Below are 14,825 nucleotides of genomic sequence, written 5' to 3' on the forward strand. Positions count from 1 at the left end.
TTCTCGGTCACTTGCGGCGGGCCTTGTCCAGCTCGGCCATCATTTCGCGGGTGGTGTCCTCGCCGAATTCCTTGCTGTACTTGGCGACCACCGGCTGCAGCTTGTCGCGCAGCTTGGCCTGCTCCGCGGGCGGCAGTTCGGTCACCTGCATGCCGAGCTTCTTCAGCTCGCCGAGCGCCTTGGCCTCCAGCGCGCGTATCGCCTTGCGTTCGAAGGCGGTGGCTTCCTTCGCGGCCTCCTGCACGATCTTCTGCTCTTCGGCAGACAGGCCGTCCCAGGCCTTTTTGGACATGAGGAACACCCAGGTGCTGTAGATGTGGCGCGACAGCACGAGATGCTTCTGCACTTCGTAGAACTTGCTGGTGAGGATGGTCGCGGTGGGGTTCTCCTGGCCATCCACCGCTTTCTGTTCCATCGCCGAATAGAGTTCGGTGAAGGGCATGGGCGTGGCGTTGGCGCCCAGGGCGTTGAAGCTGTCGATGAACAACTGGTTCTGGATCACGCGCAGCTTCAGCCCGGCGAAGTCTTCGGCCTTCTGGATCGGGCGGCGCGAATTGGTGGTCTGGCGGAAACCGTTCTCCCAGTAGCCGAGGCCGACGAGGCCCTTCTCGGGCAGCTTGGCCAGCAGCTTCTGGCCGAAGGCGCTGTCGAGCACGGCATCGGCTTCCTCGCTGGTGTTGAAGGTGAGCGGCAGGTTCAGCACGCCGAAGTCCTTCACCACCGACACCAGGGTGGAGCTGTCGGGCACCGTCATCTCCAGGGTGCCGCCGCGCAGCGCGGAGATCATGGTGACGTCGTTGCCCAGCGTGCCGTTGGCGAACAGCTTGGCGCGCATCTTGCCGCCGCTTTTGGCCGCCAGCACCTCGCCGAAGTGCCGCGAGGCCTGGGCCTGCGGATGGTCGTCGGTGATGCCGGTGCCGATCTTGAAGGTGTGCTCGCGCACCTGCGCCAGGGCCGGGCCGGCCAGCGCGGCGGCCAGGGCCGTGGCCAGCGCGAACGTCTTGAAGGTGGTGTGGAATGGCATGTGTCTTGTCTCCTGCGGATGTTCTGGGGTGTCGCGGGGGTGCAGACTAGGGGGCGGCGCCTGTGGCGTCCAATCAGTGTTTTTCCACGGGACATTCCTTCCAGTTATCGGCCACCCAAAAATGCAGGGCAAACCCTTATCCATCGCCACCGCCTGCAGCCGCCTGCGCTCCCGGCACCTGCAGTTCCTCGACATCCTGGGGCGGACGCGCAACCTGCGGCTCACGGCCGAGCAGATGCACGTCACCCAGCCGGCCGCCACCAAGATCCTGCTGGACCTGGAAGAGATCTTCGATGCGCGCCTGTTCGAGCGCCTGCCGCGCGAAATGCGCCCCACCGAGCTGGGCCTGTTCGCGCTGGGCTATGCCGCCTCCGCGCTGGCGGGCCAGGCGAAGTTCGTGGACGAGTTCAATGCGCTCAAGCAGGGCGGCCACGGCCAGCTGTCCATCGGGGCCATCTCCGGCTCGGCCGCACGGCTGCTGACCACGGCCATCGCCGAGATGCAGCGGCGCCGGCCGATGCTGGTGCTCAAGGTGCGCGAGCAGAGCAGCGACCAGCTCATCGCCTGGCTGGGCGAGCGCCGAATCGACCTGATGATCGGCCGCTTCACCGACGAGGCGCAGCAGGCGGACTTCCAGTACGAGCGCCTGTCCGGCGAGACGCTGCAGGTGGTGGGCGGGCCGCACCATCCGCTGCGCGGCATCCAGGGGCTGGAGGTGGGGCGCCTCGCGCACTGGCCCTGGCTGCTCTACCCGGAATCGACGGCGCTGCGCAAGGTGTCCGACGACATCTTCCGGGCCATCGGCATGACGCCGACCTCGGGCGTGATGGAGACGCAGTCCTTCCTGTTCGCGCTGGAATCGCTGCGCATCACCGACATGCTGTCGCTGCAGCCCAGCGCGCTGGCCGACCGGTACATCGCCAAGGGCCTGCTCGCGCCCATCCACGTGGACGTGCCCCGGGCGATGCCCGACTACGGCATGCTGGTGCGCCAGGGCGAGACCCCGACGCCGGCGGCGCAGGCGTTCATGGAGGTGCTGCGGGATGTGGCGGGCGGGAAGGTGGTGGCTGCGCGGCGGTAGGAGCCGACGGGTCCCAGGTCAATACGGCAGGATCCCCGGCAACAACTGCCTGTCCAGCCGCTGCCGCCACCACTTGAGCGCCTCGCCCATGTGGTCCGGCCGCCAGGCCAGGAAGAAGGGCTCGTCCGGGCGCGGCGATTCCACTTCCAGTTCCACCAGGATGCCGGTCTCCAGTTCCGTGCGCACGCAGGCGCGGGGCACGAAGCCATGGCCCAGGCCCGCAGCCTGCGCGGCGATCTTGGCGTGCATGTGCGGCACGATGATGCGGCGCTGGCCCGACAGCAGGCCGATGGTGCGGTCGTTCGACGACCGTGCGCCGTCGCCCACCACCACGGCCGTGTGCTCCAGCAGGTCGCCGCGCGTGAGCGGGCGCTGGAGCCGGGCCAGCGGGTGCGTGGCCGTCACGCAGAACACGAACTGCAGCGTGCCCACGGGCACGGCCTTGTAGCCGCCACCGGCCGGGCCTTCGCCCGCGGCCACCACGATGTCGGCGCGCCCCTCGCGCAGGGCCTCCCAGGTGCCGGTCATCACGTCGCAGCCGATGCGCAGCCGCGTGCCGCAGTTCAGGTCTTCGAAGGCGCAGATGTCCTGGTTGAAGGCATGCGTGGGGATCAGCGAATCGTGCACCAGCCGCACCTCGGATTCGAAGCCCGTGGCGATCTGCCGCATGCGCGATTCCAGCTGCCCGGCACCGGCGAGCAGCCAGCGGCCCTCCTTGATCATTTCCTGCCCCGCGGGGGTGAGCGTCACGCGCGGGCCGTTGCGGGTGAACAGGGCAAAGCCCAGCTGCTCCTCCAGCCGGGCGATGGCGTACGAGATGGTGGACGGCACCTTGTGCAGCCGTTCGGATGCCCCGGCGAAGGAGCCGTGCCGGGCGATGGCGTCCACCAGTTCGATGGCTTCCAGGGAGAGTTTCAGCATGGTCGGGGTGGCTTGATCTGGATCATCGAAATTATCGATGATGGAAGGCCAAACCTTTCACCCTGATGCGCATCAAGGCGCCGGATACTTCCTTCGCCGCAGCACTGAACTCCCAGGGAAACCCGGGGAAAGCTCTCCGGGGCGCAGTGTGAATTCCATCGATTGAAGAAAGGACCGAAACCATGCTCGACATCCGCAAGGCCCAACACCGCGGCAACGCCAACCACGGCTGGCTGCACTCCCGCCACACGTTCTCGTTCGGCCACTACCGCGACGCGAACCAGCAGGGTTTCTCCGACCTGCTGGTCATCAACGACGACCGCGTGGCGCCTTCGAAGGGCTTCGGCACCCATGGCCACCGCGACATGGAAATCTTCTCCTATGTGCTCGAAGGCGCGCTGGAGCACAAGGATTCGATGGGCACGGGCTCGGTGATCCGCCCTGGCGACGTGCAGATGATGAGCGCCGGCACCGGCGTGCAGCACAGCGAGTTCAACCACTCGGCCGAAGAGCCCGTGCACTTCCTGCAGATCTGGATCGTGCCGAACAAGGTCGGTGCCCAACCGCGCTACCAGCAGGTGCACTTCACCGAGGCGGACAAGCGCGGCCGGCTGCGCCAGATCATCTCGCCGGAGGGCGCGGACGGATCGCTGGCCGTTCACCAGGATGCCCGCGTCTACGCCGGCCTGTTCAACGGGGACGAGTCTGCCGACCTGGCCGTGGGCGCCCACCGCAATGTCTATGTGCATGTGGCCCGCGGCAGCGTCGAGGTGAACGGCGAGCGGCTGGACGAAGGCGACGGCGCCCGCATCCGCAACGCCGGTGACCTGCACTTCGCCCAGGGCCGGGACGCCGAGGTGCTGGTGTTCGACCTGCGCCCCAACGAGCTGCCCATGATGCCCCATTGACCGGTCACGGCAGGTTCTTCCGTCGTTTCGTCCATTCCGCCATCCACCCACGTTCCAGGAGATTCCCATGCAAAACGCCAACGCTTCCGCCGCCCGTCCCGTCGCCGTCGCCCGCCCCGGAGCCCGCCTGCTCAACCCGCAGGACCACACGCTGATCATGATCGACTTCCAGTCGCAGATGGCCTTCGCCACGCACTCGATCGATCCGGTGCAGCTGCGCTCCAATGCCGCGCTGGTCGCGTCGGCCGCCGCCGGCTTCGGCGCCTCGACCATCCTGACCACGGTGGCGGAGAAGAGCTTCTCGGGCCCGATGTTCGATGAAGTGACCGGGCCGTTCCCCGGCCAGGCCCTGCTGGACCGCACGTCCATGAACACCTGGGAAGACGAGGCCGTGATCCGCCGCGTGAACGAGATCGGCAAGCCGCGCATCGTGCTGGCCGGCCTGTGGACCAGCGTGTGCATCGTGGGCCCGGCGCTGTCGGCCCTGGACCAGGGATTCGAGGTGTTCGTGATCGCCGATGCCTGCGGCGACATCTCGGTGGAGGCCCACAACCGCGCCATGGAGCGCATGGTGCAGGCCGGCGCGCAGCCCATCACCGCGCTGCAGTACCTGCTGGAGATGCAGCGCGACTGGGCGCGCGGCGAGACGTACGACATGACGACGGGCATCGCGAAGAAGTTCGGCGGCGGTTACGGCCTGGGCATCACCTACGCCAAGACCATGTTCAACGCCCACGAAGGCTGAAGGCAGGGCGCCCTGCCATCGTCAAACCCTTTGAAGGTCCGCACACCATGACTCCATCCACCGCTACCCCCGAACTGATTCTGCGCAACGGCCGCTTCACCACGCTGGACCGCGCCCACCCCACGGCGAGCGCCGTCGCCATCGCGCAGGGGCGCTTCACGCAGGTCGGTGACGACCGCGAGGTGATGGCGCTGGCCGGGCCGCAGACGCGGGTGATCGACCTGGGCGGGCGCAGCGTGCTGCCGGGGCTGATCGACAACCACCTGCACATCATCCGCGGCGGCCTGAACTTCAACATGGAGTTGCGCTGGGACGGGGTGAAGAGCCTGGCCGATGCGATGGCGATGCTCAAGCGCCAGGTGGACGTGACGCCCGCGCCGCAGTGGGTGCGCGTGGTGGGCGGCTTCACCGAGCACCAGTTCGTGGAAAAGCGCCTGCCCACGCTGGCGGAGCTCAACGCGGTGGCGCCGGACACGCCGGTGTTCATCCTGCACCTGTACGACCGCGCGCTGCTCAACGGCGCTGCGCTGCGGGCCGTGGGCTACGGCCGCGACACGCCCGCGCCGCCCGGCGGCGAGATCGTGCGCGACAGCGCGGGCAACCCGACGGGCCTGCTGCTGGCCAAGCCGAATGCGGCCATCCTGTACGCCACGCTGGCCAAGGGGCCGAAGCTGCCGCACGAGTACCAGGTGAATTCCACGCGGCATTTCATGCGCGAGCTCAACCGCCTGGGCGTGACCGGCGCGATCGACGCGGGCGGCGGCATGCAGAACTATCCCGACGACTACGCCGTGATCCAGGAGCTGGCCGATGCCGACCAGCTCACGATCCGCCTGGCCTACAACCTGTTCACGCAGAAGCCCAAGGAGGAGAAGGCCGATTTCCTGCACTGGACGGCCACCTCGCAGTACAAGCAGGGCACGGATTACTTCCGCCACAACGGCGCGGGCGAGATGCTGGTGTTCTCGGCCGCGGATTTCGAGGATTTCCGCCAGCCGCGCCCCGAACTCGCGCCGGAGATGGAGGGCGAGCTGGAAGAGGTGGTGCGCATCCTGGCGCAGAACCGCTGGCCCTGGCGCATGCACGCCACCTACGACGAGACCATCGACCGCGCGCTCCATGTGTTCGAGAAGGTCAACCAGGACACGCCGCTGGCCGGCCTGAACTGGTTCTTCGACCACGCCGAGACCATCTCGGAGAAGTCCATCGACCGCATCGCGGCCCTGGGCGGCGGCGTGGCCGTGCAGCACCGCATGGCCTACCAGGGCGAGTATTTCGTGGAGCGCTACGGCGCCGCCGCGGCCGAGGCCACGCCGCCGGTCAAGCGCATGCTGGAGAAGGGCGTGAAAGTCTCCGCCGGCACCGATGCCACCCGCGTCGCGAGCTACAACCCCTGGGTGTCGCTGTCGTGGCTGGTGACCGGCAAGACGGTGGGCGGCCTGCAGATCACGCCGCAGCGCAACTGCCTCACCCGCGACCAGGCGCTGCGCATGTGGACCGAGAACGTCACCTGGTTCAGCAATGAGGTCGGCAAGAAGGGTCGCATCCAGGCGGGCCAGCTGGCGGACCTGGTCGTTCCCGACCGCGACTTCTTCGCCTGCGCCGAATCCGAGATCGCCGACACGACGGCCCTGCTCACCGTGGTGGGCGGCAAGGTGGTATATGGCGCGGGTGATTTCGCCCGCTTCGACGAAGGCGCGCCACCGCCGGCCATGCCCGACTGGTCGCCCGTGCGCACCTTCCGCGGCTATGGCGCCTGGGGCGTGCAGGAAGGCGCGCCGCTGCAGGCCGTGATGCGCAACGCGGCGGCGAACTGCGGCTGCGCCAGCAACTGCAACCTGCACGGCCACGCGCACGCCACGGCCTGGAGCAGCAAGCTGCCCGTGTCCGACCTGCAGGGATTCTGGGGGGCGCTGGGCTGCGCCTGCTGGGCGGTGTGACGTGGACGGGATGCTGCATGCCGCGGCCGCCGCCTCCTGGGTGCAGCCGCTGGCCCTGCTGTGCCTGTGCGCGGCCTACCTGCAGGGTGGATGGGACAAGGCCCGCGATTTCCGCGGCGCGGTGGCCGAAATGCGCCGCTTCGGCCTGGCGCCGGCCGGGCCCATCGCCCTGGCCACCATCGCGCTGCAGTTCGGCGCATCGGCCCTGATCCTGTCGGGCTGGTACCGGTGGGCGGGGGCGCTGGCCCTCGCCGGTTTCACCGCCATCGCGGCTTTTCTGGCGGACCGTTTCTGGACGCAGGCGCAGCCCGAGCGGCAGCGCAGCGCCAACGCATTCTTTGAACATTGGGGCCTGGTGGGCGGCATGCTGCTCGTCGCCTGGCACGACCTGGGAGGCCACCATGCCGGATAACCACACTTCCGCCAAAGCATCGGGCAGCTTCGCGCCGCTCGCCATTCCCGTCTTCGCCGTGCTGTGGGCCGCCACGGTGCTGGGCAACATCGGCAGCTTCATGCGCGACGTGGCCAGCGCCTGGATGGTGACGGAGCTGTCCTCCAGCCCCGCGGCCGTGGCGCTGATCCAGACGGCGGCCACGCTGCCCGTCTTCCTGCTGGCGATTCCCGCGGGCGTGCTGTCCGACATCCTGGACCGCCGCCGCTTCCTGATCGGCGTGCAGGTGCTGCTGGGCGCCGTCAGCGGCACGCTGCTGGTGCTGGCCCACACGCAGGCGCTGACGGTGGAGTGGCTGGTAGCGCTCACCTTCGTGGGCGGCATCGGCGCGGCATTGATGGGCCCGACCTGGCAGTCCATCGTGCCCGAGCTGGTGCCGCGCAGCGAGCTCAAGAGCGCCGTGGCGCTGAATTCGCTGGGCATCAACATCGCCCGTGCCATCGGGCCGGCCGCGGGCGGCCTGCTGCTGGCGAGCTTCGGCGCCGCGGCGGCCTACGGGCTCGACGTGCTGAGCTATGTGTTCGTGATCGCCGCGCTGCTGTGGTGGAAGCGCCCGCCGGCCGAGGCTTCGGCGCTGAACGAGCAGTTCTTCGGCGCCTTCCGGGCCGGGGTGCGCTATGCCCGTGCCAGCCGCGAACTGCACGTGGTACTGCTGCGCGCGGCGGTGTTCTTCCTGTTCGCCAGTTCCGTCTGGGCGCTGCTGCCGCTGGTGGCGCGCCGCATGCTGGGCGGCACGGCCGGCTTCTACGGCGTGATGCTGGGCGCGGTGGGAGCGGGCGCCATCCTGGGCGCGGTGCTGCTGCCGCAACTGCGCCGGCGCCTGGATACCGACGGGCTGGTGCTGCTGGCCTCGGCCGTCACGGCGGTGGTGATGGACGTGCTGGCCCTGGCGCCGCCGCAGTGGGCCGCCGTGGCGCTGATGCTGGTGCTGGGCCTGGGCTGGATCATCGCGCTGACCACGCTCAACGGCGTGGCGCAGGCGGTGCTGCCCAACTGGGTGCGGGGCCGCGGGCTGGCCATCTACCTGATGGTGTTCAACGGGGCCATGGCGCTGGGCAGCCTGGGCTGGGGCCTGGTGGCCGGCCAGCTGGGTCTGCCGGCCACGCTGCTGGCCGGGGCGGCCGGGCTGGTGGCGGTGTCGCTGGTGTTCCATCGCATCAAGCTGCCCACGGGCGAAGCCGACCTGCAGCCGTCCAACCACTGGCCCGAGCCGCTGCTGGCCGCACCCGTGGCGCACGACCGCGGCCCGGTAATGGTGCAGATCGAGTACCGCGTGCGGCGGCACGACCTGCCCGCCTTCCTGCAGGCCATGCAGCATGTGGCCCGCGAGCGCCGCCGCGACGGTGCCTACGCCTGGGGCGTGGCCGAGCACAGCGGGGAGCCGGGGCGGGTGATCGAATGGTTCCTGGTCGAATCCTGGGCGGAGCACCTGCGGCAGCACCGGCGCGTCTCGCGTGCCGATGCCGACCAGCAGGCCGAGGCACGGCGCTTCCACATCGGGCCGGAGGCCCCGGTGGTGCACCACTTCCTGGCGCTGGATCCACGCGATCCCGCGGCCTCCGTGCCGCGGGACCCGGACGACCATGGCCATGGCGCCGGCGGAGCGGCCTGAACTCCCCTGGACTGTGTCTGGACCTTTTGTCGCTTGATGAGCTCGGCCACCGGATGGCGGGCGGGCATGGCCAGCGCATGGCCTTCGGCAGCACCACGGCCACCACGCTCGACGAAAGCCAGGTGGCGGTGGTGACGGGCTGGGTGGTAATGAACCGCTGAAGGCGGCTCAGGGGGCCGTCAAGGTCTCGACTTCCACCGCGCAGTCGTAGAACGTGGGCGCGGCCCCCAGGTCCGTCAGGGCCTGCCCGGTCACCTCGTTCACGTTCGTGCCCTGCAGGCCGAACTTGCGCCACCAGATGCCCAGGCCATGGACCACGCCCGCCCGCGCGCGGCCGTTGAGCGCCACGCGGCAGGCGTAGCTGCCGCGGTCGTTGAACACCCGTACCGTGGCACCTTCCGCGATGCCGCGCGCGGCGGCGTCTTCGGGATGCATCTCCAGCAGCGGCTCGCCCTCGATCTGGCGCAGGCTCTTCACGTTCACGAAGGTGGAATTCAGGAAGTTGCGCGCGGGCGGCGAAATCATCGCCAGCGGGTAGCGGCCGCCGGGCTGCGCGGGCTCGTGGTTGGGCAGGTAGTCCGGCAGCGGGTCCAGCCCCTGCGCGGCCAGCCGCTCGCTGTGGAACTCGCAGCGGCCCGAGGGCGTCGGGAAGCCGCCTTCCGCGAACGGCGCATCGGGGATGGCCAGCGTGGCGAAGCCCGTGTCCAGCAGCTGCTGGAAGTCCACGTGGCCGCCATAGGCCTGCCGGCACAGGTCCTCGTCGCTGTCTGTGAAGCAGGGCTCGGTGAAACCCATGCGCGCGGCCAGTTCGCGGAACACCTGCGTGTTGGGTTGGGACTGGCCGACCGGTGCCACGGCCGGGCGGTTCAGCAGCACGTCGGTGTGGCCGTAGGCCACGTGCACGTCCCAGTGCTCCAGCTGCGTGGTGGCGGGCAGCACGTAGTCCGCGTAATCGGCCGTGTCGGTCTGGAAGTGTTCCAGCACCACGGTGAACAGGTCGTCGCGCGCGAAGCCGCGCACGACCTTCGTCGAATCCGGCGCGACGGCCACGGGATTGCTGTTGTAGACCACCAGCGCCTCGATGCGCGGGCCGAACCCGGCGGACGCATCGCGCAGCAGGTCGTCGCCGATGGTGGACATGTTGACCGTGCGCGGCATCCGCCCGCCGGGCAGCAGGTCCGGCCGGTGCAGCGCCTGCCGCTGCACGGGGAACTGCCCCGAGCTCGACAGCAGCAGCCCGCCCGCGCGGTGCCGCCAGGCGCCCACGAGCGCCGGCAGGCAGGCCACGGCGCGCGTGGCATTGCCGCCGCCGCGCGCGCGCTGCATGCCGTAGTTGAGGCGGATGGCGGCCGGCCGCGTGGTGCCGTAGTCGCGCGCCAGCTGCCGGATCTGCTCCACCGGCAGCCCGCATACCGCCGCCGCGCGCTCGGGCGGCCAGGCCAGCGCACGCTCGCGCAGGCCTTCCCAGCCCACGGTGTGGCGCGCGATGTAGTCGTGGTCCAGCCAGTCGTTCGCGATCAGCTCGTGCATCAGCGCCAGCGCCAGCGCGGCGTCGGTGCCGGGCAGCAGCTGCAGGTGCTCGTGGCACTTGTCGGCCGTCTCGGTCCTGCGCGGGTCGATGCACACCAGCCGGGCGCCCGCGCGCTTGGCCTGCTGCGCATAGCGCCAGAAGTGCAGGTTGCTGCCGATGGAGTTGCTGCCCCAGATGAGGATCAGCTGCGATTCGGCGAAATGCTCCACCTTCATGCCCACCTTGCCGCCCAGCGTCTGGTTCAAGCCCTCGCCGCCGGCCGCGGCGCAGATGGTGCGCCCGAGCAGCGAGGCGCCCAGGCGGTGGAAGAATCGCCGGTCCATGCTCTCGCCCTGCACCAGGCCCATGGTGCCGGCGTAGCTGTAGGGCAGGATGGCCTGCGGGTCGCGCGCCGCGATGGCGCCCAGGCGAGATGCGATATCCGAGAGCGCCTCGTCCCAGCCCACGGGCTCGAATTGCCCGTTGCCCTTGGGGCCGACGCGGCGCAGCGGCGTGAGGATGCGGTCCGGGTGGTTCGTGCGATCGGCGTAGCGCGACACCTTGGCGCAGAGCACTCCGTCGGTGTGGCCATGGGCCGGGTTGCCCTGCACCCGCACGGCCACGCCGTTTTCCACGGTGGTGACCAGGGCGCAGGTATCGGGGCAGTCGTGCGGGCATGCGCCGCGCACCTGCAGGGGCGCGCCGGACGGCGCGGGAGTGTGCGAAATGGTTTCCATCGTGGGCATCGTGCAGGGCGGGGCGATACACTGCGCGCGCATGCGGACTGGGCAGGCACTGCGCGGTCTTTCCAGGTTTCAACAACATCGGGGCCGGATCTGCCGCAAGCCGGCTGTCGAGCCCCAAGGGGGGATTTCACCATGAAGCAGGCAGTTCTGGGGCGCAGGCGGTTTTCCATCGGCCTGGGCATGGCCGCGGTCGCGGGGTTCGGGCCGGCGCGCGCGCAATCCGAAGGGCCCATCGTGCTCGGCCAGTCCGCGCCGTTTTCCGGGCCGTCCGCCCAGCTGGGCGTGCAGTTCCACGCGGGCGCGAAGCTGTATTTCGACGCACTGAACGCCCAGGGCGGCATCGGCCGGCGGCCGGTGGAACTGCGCACGCTGGACGACGGCTACGAGCCCGACCGGTGCGCGGCCAACACCCGCAAGTTCATCGAGCAGGACGTGCTGGCCCTCTTCGGCTACGTGGGCACGCCCACCAGCCTCGCGGCGCTGCCGCTGTTCAACCAGGCCAAGGTGCCCTTCTTCGCGCCCTTCACCGGGGCGGAGGCGCTACGCCAGCCGTTCAACCGCCTGATCTTCCACGTGCGCGCCTCGTACAACGACGAGACGGCCGTGATCGTGCGGCAGCTCACCCACCTGGGGCTGCGCAGGATCGCCGTGCTCTACCAGGACGACGCCTACGGCAAGGCGGGCCTGGATGGCGTCACGCTCGCCCTGGCGCAGGACCAGCTCAAGCCGCACGCCACGGCGACCGTGCCCCGCAATTCGGTGGAAGTGGCTCCGGCCGTGGACAAGCTCGTGGCCGCCCGCCCCGAGTCCATCGTGCTGGTCACCACCTATGCGGCGAGCGCCGCCTTCGTGCGCGCGGCGCGCAAGGCGGGCTATGGCGGCACCTTCTACAACCTCTCCTTCGTGGGGACGCAGGCCCTGGCCGATGCGCTGGGCCGGGACGGCGCGGGCGTGGTCGTCTCGCAGGTGATGCCTTCGCCCTACCAGACCACGCGGCAGATCGCCCGGGAGTTCCAGGACGCGATCAAGAAGGGCGGCGGCAAGGTGCAGGCCAACTATTCGAGCATGGAAGGCTTCGTGGCCGCCCGGGTGTTCGCCGAAGGCCTGCGGCAGGGCGGCGGCAAGCCCACGCGCGAGTCGCTCGTCGCTGGCCTGGAAGCCATCGGCTCCGCGACGGTCTCGGGCTATCCGATCAGCCTCAGCAGCAGCAGCCACGCGGGCTCGCGCTTCGTCGAGATGTCGATGCTGACCGGGGACGGCCGGGTGATGGTCTGAAGCCTCCTCAGAGGCCCTCGAACTCCCGCGTCTGCGCCAAGCCGCGCATGAAGGCCTCGCAGCGGGCGAGCTGCTCGAGGCTCACGTACTCGTCGGGCTGGTGGGCCTGTCGGATGCTGCCCGGGCCGCAGACCACGGTGGAAATGCCGGCATTCTTGAAGAGGCCGGCCTCGGTGCCGAAGGCGACCAGCGTGGTGCCGGCCTCGCCCGCGAGGCGCTGGGCCAGGCGCGTGACGGGGTCCTGCGCGCTGCCCAGGAAGCTCGGGATCTCGCAGATGGTGTCGAAGGTGATGCCCGTCTGCGGCGCCACCGCCTGCATCGCGGGCTCCAGGGATCGCGCATAGGCCACCACCTCGGCCTGCATGCGGGCCGCGTCGGCCGTGGGCAGGTCGCGGAATTCGTAGCGGAACTCCGCGTCGCGCGGCACCACGTTGTCGGCGATGCCACCATGGAACTGGCCCACGCTGGCGGTGGAGAAGGGCACGTCGAAGCCGTCGAAACGCGGCTCCTCTCGCTCGAAGCCCTCGGCCATGTCGCGCACGCGACCGACCACACGCGCAGCCATCTCGATCGCGTTCACCGAATGCGGCGTGAGCGAGGAGTGCGCCTCCTTGCCGCGCACGCAGCAGCGGTAGCGGTACACGCCCTTGTGCGCGATGGCCGGCACCATGTCGGTGGGTTCGCCCACGATGCAGGCCAGGGGCCGCACGCCGGCATCGCGCAGGTCGGCGATGAGTTCGCGCGCGCCGAAGCAGCCCACCTCCTCGTCGTAGCTGAACGCGTAATGGATGGCGAAGGGCGCATCGCTCTCCAGGAACTGGCGCGCCTGCGACAGCGCGATGGCGATGAAGGCCTTCATGTCGGCGCTGCCCCGGCCGTAGAGCCGGCCGTCCTGCACCGTTGCCGAGAGCGGGTCCATGCTCCAGTCCTGGCCGTCCCAGGGCACCGTGTCGGTGTGGCCCGAGAGGATGATGCCCGCGGGCTTGCCCTCGCCCAGGGTGGCGAACAGATTGGCCTTGGTCTTGCTTGCGTCGTAGGTCAGCCGGCACTTCACGCCGAGGCGATCCAGTTCCGTCCGGATGAAATCGATGAGCTCCAGGTTGGAACGGTGGCTCACGGTGTTCATGCGCACCAGGGCCTGGGCGAGCGAGAGGGCGTGTTCTGACAGCATCGTGGGGGTGTGGAATAACCCTGTCTGGTGCGCGTGCGGAGGCAGGGCTAGACTCTCCGCAACCTGAGGAAACACCCATTATGAAACTCATCGACTCCATCGTCACCGAGGCGGCATCCATCGCCGCCGTGCGCCGCGACATCCATGCGCACCCCGAGCTGTGCTTCGAGGAAGTGCGCACGGCCGACATCGTGGCCGCCAAGCTCGCCGAGTGGGGCATCCCGATGCATCGCGGGCTGGGCAAGACGGGCGTGGTGGGCATCGTGCACGGCCGCGACGGCGGCGCCTCGGGCCGCGCGGTGGGCCTGCGCGCCGACATGGACGCGCTGCCCATCACCGAGTTCAACACCTTCTCGCACGCCAGCACCCACCCCGGCAAGATGCACGCCTGCGGGCATGACGGCCACACGGCCATGCTGCTCGGCGCGGCCCAGCATTTCGCGAAGCACCGTGACTTCGACGGCACGGTCTACCTGATCTTCCAGCCGGCGGAAGAGGGCGGCGGCGGCGCACGCGTGATGATCGAGGACGGCCTGTTCACGCAGTTCCCGATGGAGGCCGTGTTCGGCATGCACAACTGGCCCGGCATGCGCGCCGGCCAGTTCGCGGTCAGCCCCGGCCCCGTCATGGCCTCGTCCAACGAGTTCAAGATCGTCATCCGCGGCAAGGGCAGCCATGCCGCCATGCCGCACATGGGCATCGACCCCGTGCCCGTGGCCTGCCAGATGGTGCAGGCGTTCCAGAACATCATCAGCCGCAACAAGAAACCGGTGGATGCCGGCGTGATCTCGGTCACCATGATCCATACCGGCGAGGCCACCAACGTGGTGCCCGACAGCTGCGAACTGCAGGGCACGGTGCGCACCTTCACGCTGGAAGTGCTCGACATGATCGAGCAGCGCATGAAGCAGGTGGCCGAGCACACCTGCGCCGCCCACGACGCCACGTGCGAGTTCGAGTTCCACCGCAACTATCCGCCCACGGTGAATTCCCCGGCCGAGGCCGCGTTCGCGCGCCGCGTGATGGAAGGCATCGTGGGCGCGGAGCACGTCTCCCCGCAGGAGCCCACCATGGGCGCGGAGGATTTCGCGTTCATGCTGCAGGCCAGGCCCGGTGCCTATTGCTTCATCGGCAACGGTGAAGGCACGCACCGCGAGATGGGCCATGGCGGCGGCCCCTGCACTCTGCACAACCCGAGCTACGACTTCAACGACGACCTGCTCCCGCTGGGCGCCACCTACTGGGTGGAACTGGCCCGGCAGTGGCTGTCGTCCCCGCGGCCCGCCGCCTGACGCCTGGCCCCGGGCGCGCCACGGCCTGCATGCCGGGCCGTGGCGCATCTCTTGCGGCCCGCTTCCCCTGCCGCCCCTTTCCTGCCGCGGCTGCGGGAAGGGCCTGCGCTTTCTGCTCCTGCCGCCTTTTCCGTCCGACATGTTTCCCC

General features: G+C 69.5%; 12 protein-coding genes. 8 read left to right on the forward strand and 4 right to left on the reverse strand.

The window, feature by feature from the left end:
* Nucleotides 1–7: 7 nt before the first annotated feature.
* Complete coding sequence (locus ACAV_RS03280) at nucleotides 8–1,024, reverse strand: TRAP transporter substrate-binding protein (RefSeq protein WP_013593152.1); 1,017 nt, start codon at nucleotides 1,022–1,024, stop codon at nucleotides 8–10.
* Between the two features lie 121 nt (nucleotides 1,025–1,145).
* Here ACAV_RS03280 and ACAV_RS03285 point away from each other — a divergent pair, with 121 nt between their 5' ends.
* Nucleotides 1,146–2,105 (forward strand): LysR substrate-binding domain-containing protein, encoded by a 960-nt coding sequence (locus tag ACAV_RS03285; protein WP_013593153.1) that lies wholly within the window; start codon nucleotides 1,146–1,148, stop codon nucleotides 2,103–2,105.
* Nucleotides 2,106–2,123: 18 nt separating this feature from the next.
* Here the strand turns inward: ACAV_RS03285 and ACAV_RS03290 are convergent, their stop codons facing one another.
* Nucleotides 2,124–3,026: a LysR family transcriptional regulator gene (locus tag ACAV_RS03290; RefSeq protein ID WP_013593154.1), complete on the reverse strand. Its 903-nt coding sequence runs from the start codon at nucleotides 3,024–3,026 to the stop codon at nucleotides 2,124–2,126.
* 182 nt (nucleotides 3,027–3,208) lie between these two features.
* Between ACAV_RS03290 and ACAV_RS03295 the strand changes: the two genes are divergently transcribed.
* From ACAV_RS03295 to ACAV_RS03315, 5 genes are all read left to right on the forward strand, one after another.
* Entirely contained in the window at nucleotides 3,209–3,934 is a 726-nt protein-coding gene (locus tag ACAV_RS03295) for a pirin family protein (RefSeq protein ID WP_013593155.1), read from the forward strand.
* A gap of 67 nt (nucleotides 3,935–4,001) precedes the next feature.
* Nucleotides 4,002–4,679: an isochorismatase family protein gene (locus ACAV_RS03300; RefSeq protein ID WP_013593156.1), complete on the forward strand. Its 678-nt coding sequence runs from the start codon at nucleotides 4,002–4,004 to the stop codon at nucleotides 4,677–4,679.
* 47 nt (nucleotides 4,680–4,726) lie between these two features.
* Entirely contained in the window at nucleotides 4,727–6,619 is a 1,893-nt protein-coding gene (locus ACAV_RS03305) for an amidohydrolase (protein WP_013593157.1), read from the forward strand.
* A 10-nt stretch (nucleotides 6,620–6,629) separates the two neighbouring features.
* Entirely contained in the window at nucleotides 6,630–7,031 is a 402-nt protein-coding gene (locus tag ACAV_RS03310) for a DoxX family protein (protein ID WP_013593158.1), read from the forward strand.
* Nucleotides 7,021–8,682, forward strand: coding sequence for an MFS transporter (locus tag ACAV_RS03315; RefSeq protein ID WP_013593159.1), 1,662 nt, complete (start codon nucleotides 7,021–7,023; stop codon nucleotides 8,680–8,682). Before ACAV_RS03310 ends, ACAV_RS03315 begins: the two co-directional genes overlap by 11 nt.
* Nucleotides 8,683–8,850: 168 nt before the next feature.
* On the opposite strand, the gene ACAV_RS03320 is transcribed toward ACAV_RS03315, so the two are convergent.
* Nucleotides 8,851–10,929: a molybdopterin-containing oxidoreductase family protein gene (locus tag ACAV_RS03320; RefSeq protein WP_013593161.1), complete on the reverse strand. Its 2,079-nt coding sequence runs from the start codon at nucleotides 10,927–10,929 to the stop codon at nucleotides 8,851–8,853.
* A gap of 141 nt (nucleotides 10,930–11,070) precedes the next feature.
* Between ACAV_RS03320 and ACAV_RS03325 the strand changes: the two genes are divergently transcribed.
* Nucleotides 11,071–12,213, forward strand: coding sequence for an ABC transporter substrate-binding protein (locus tag ACAV_RS03325; RefSeq protein ID WP_013593162.1), 1,143 nt, complete (start codon nucleotides 11,071–11,073; stop codon nucleotides 12,211–12,213).
* Nucleotides 12,214–12,220: 7 nt separating this feature from the next.
* Here ACAV_RS03325 and argE read toward each other — a convergent pair whose 3' ends face one another.
* On the reverse strand, nucleotides 12,221–13,384 hold the full coding sequence (gene argE, locus ACAV_RS03330) for an acetylornithine deacetylase (RefSeq protein ID WP_013593163.1): 1,164 nt from the start codon (nucleotides 13,382–13,384) through the stop codon (nucleotides 12,221–12,223).
* Between the two features lie 80 nt (nucleotides 13,385–13,464).
* On the opposite strand from argE, the gene ACAV_RS03335 reads away from it, so the two are divergent.
* Nucleotides 13,465–14,676, forward strand: coding sequence for a M20 aminoacylase family protein (locus ACAV_RS03335; RefSeq protein ID WP_013593164.1), 1,212 nt, complete (start codon nucleotides 13,465–13,467; stop codon nucleotides 14,674–14,676).
* Nucleotides 14,677–14,825: the final 149 nt, after the last annotated feature.

This window comes from Paracidovorax avenae ATCC 19860, assembly GCF_000176855.2.
GTDB classification, from domain to species: domain Bacteria; phylum Pseudomonadota; class Gammaproteobacteria; order Burkholderiales; family Burkholderiaceae_C; genus Paracidovorax; species Paracidovorax avenae.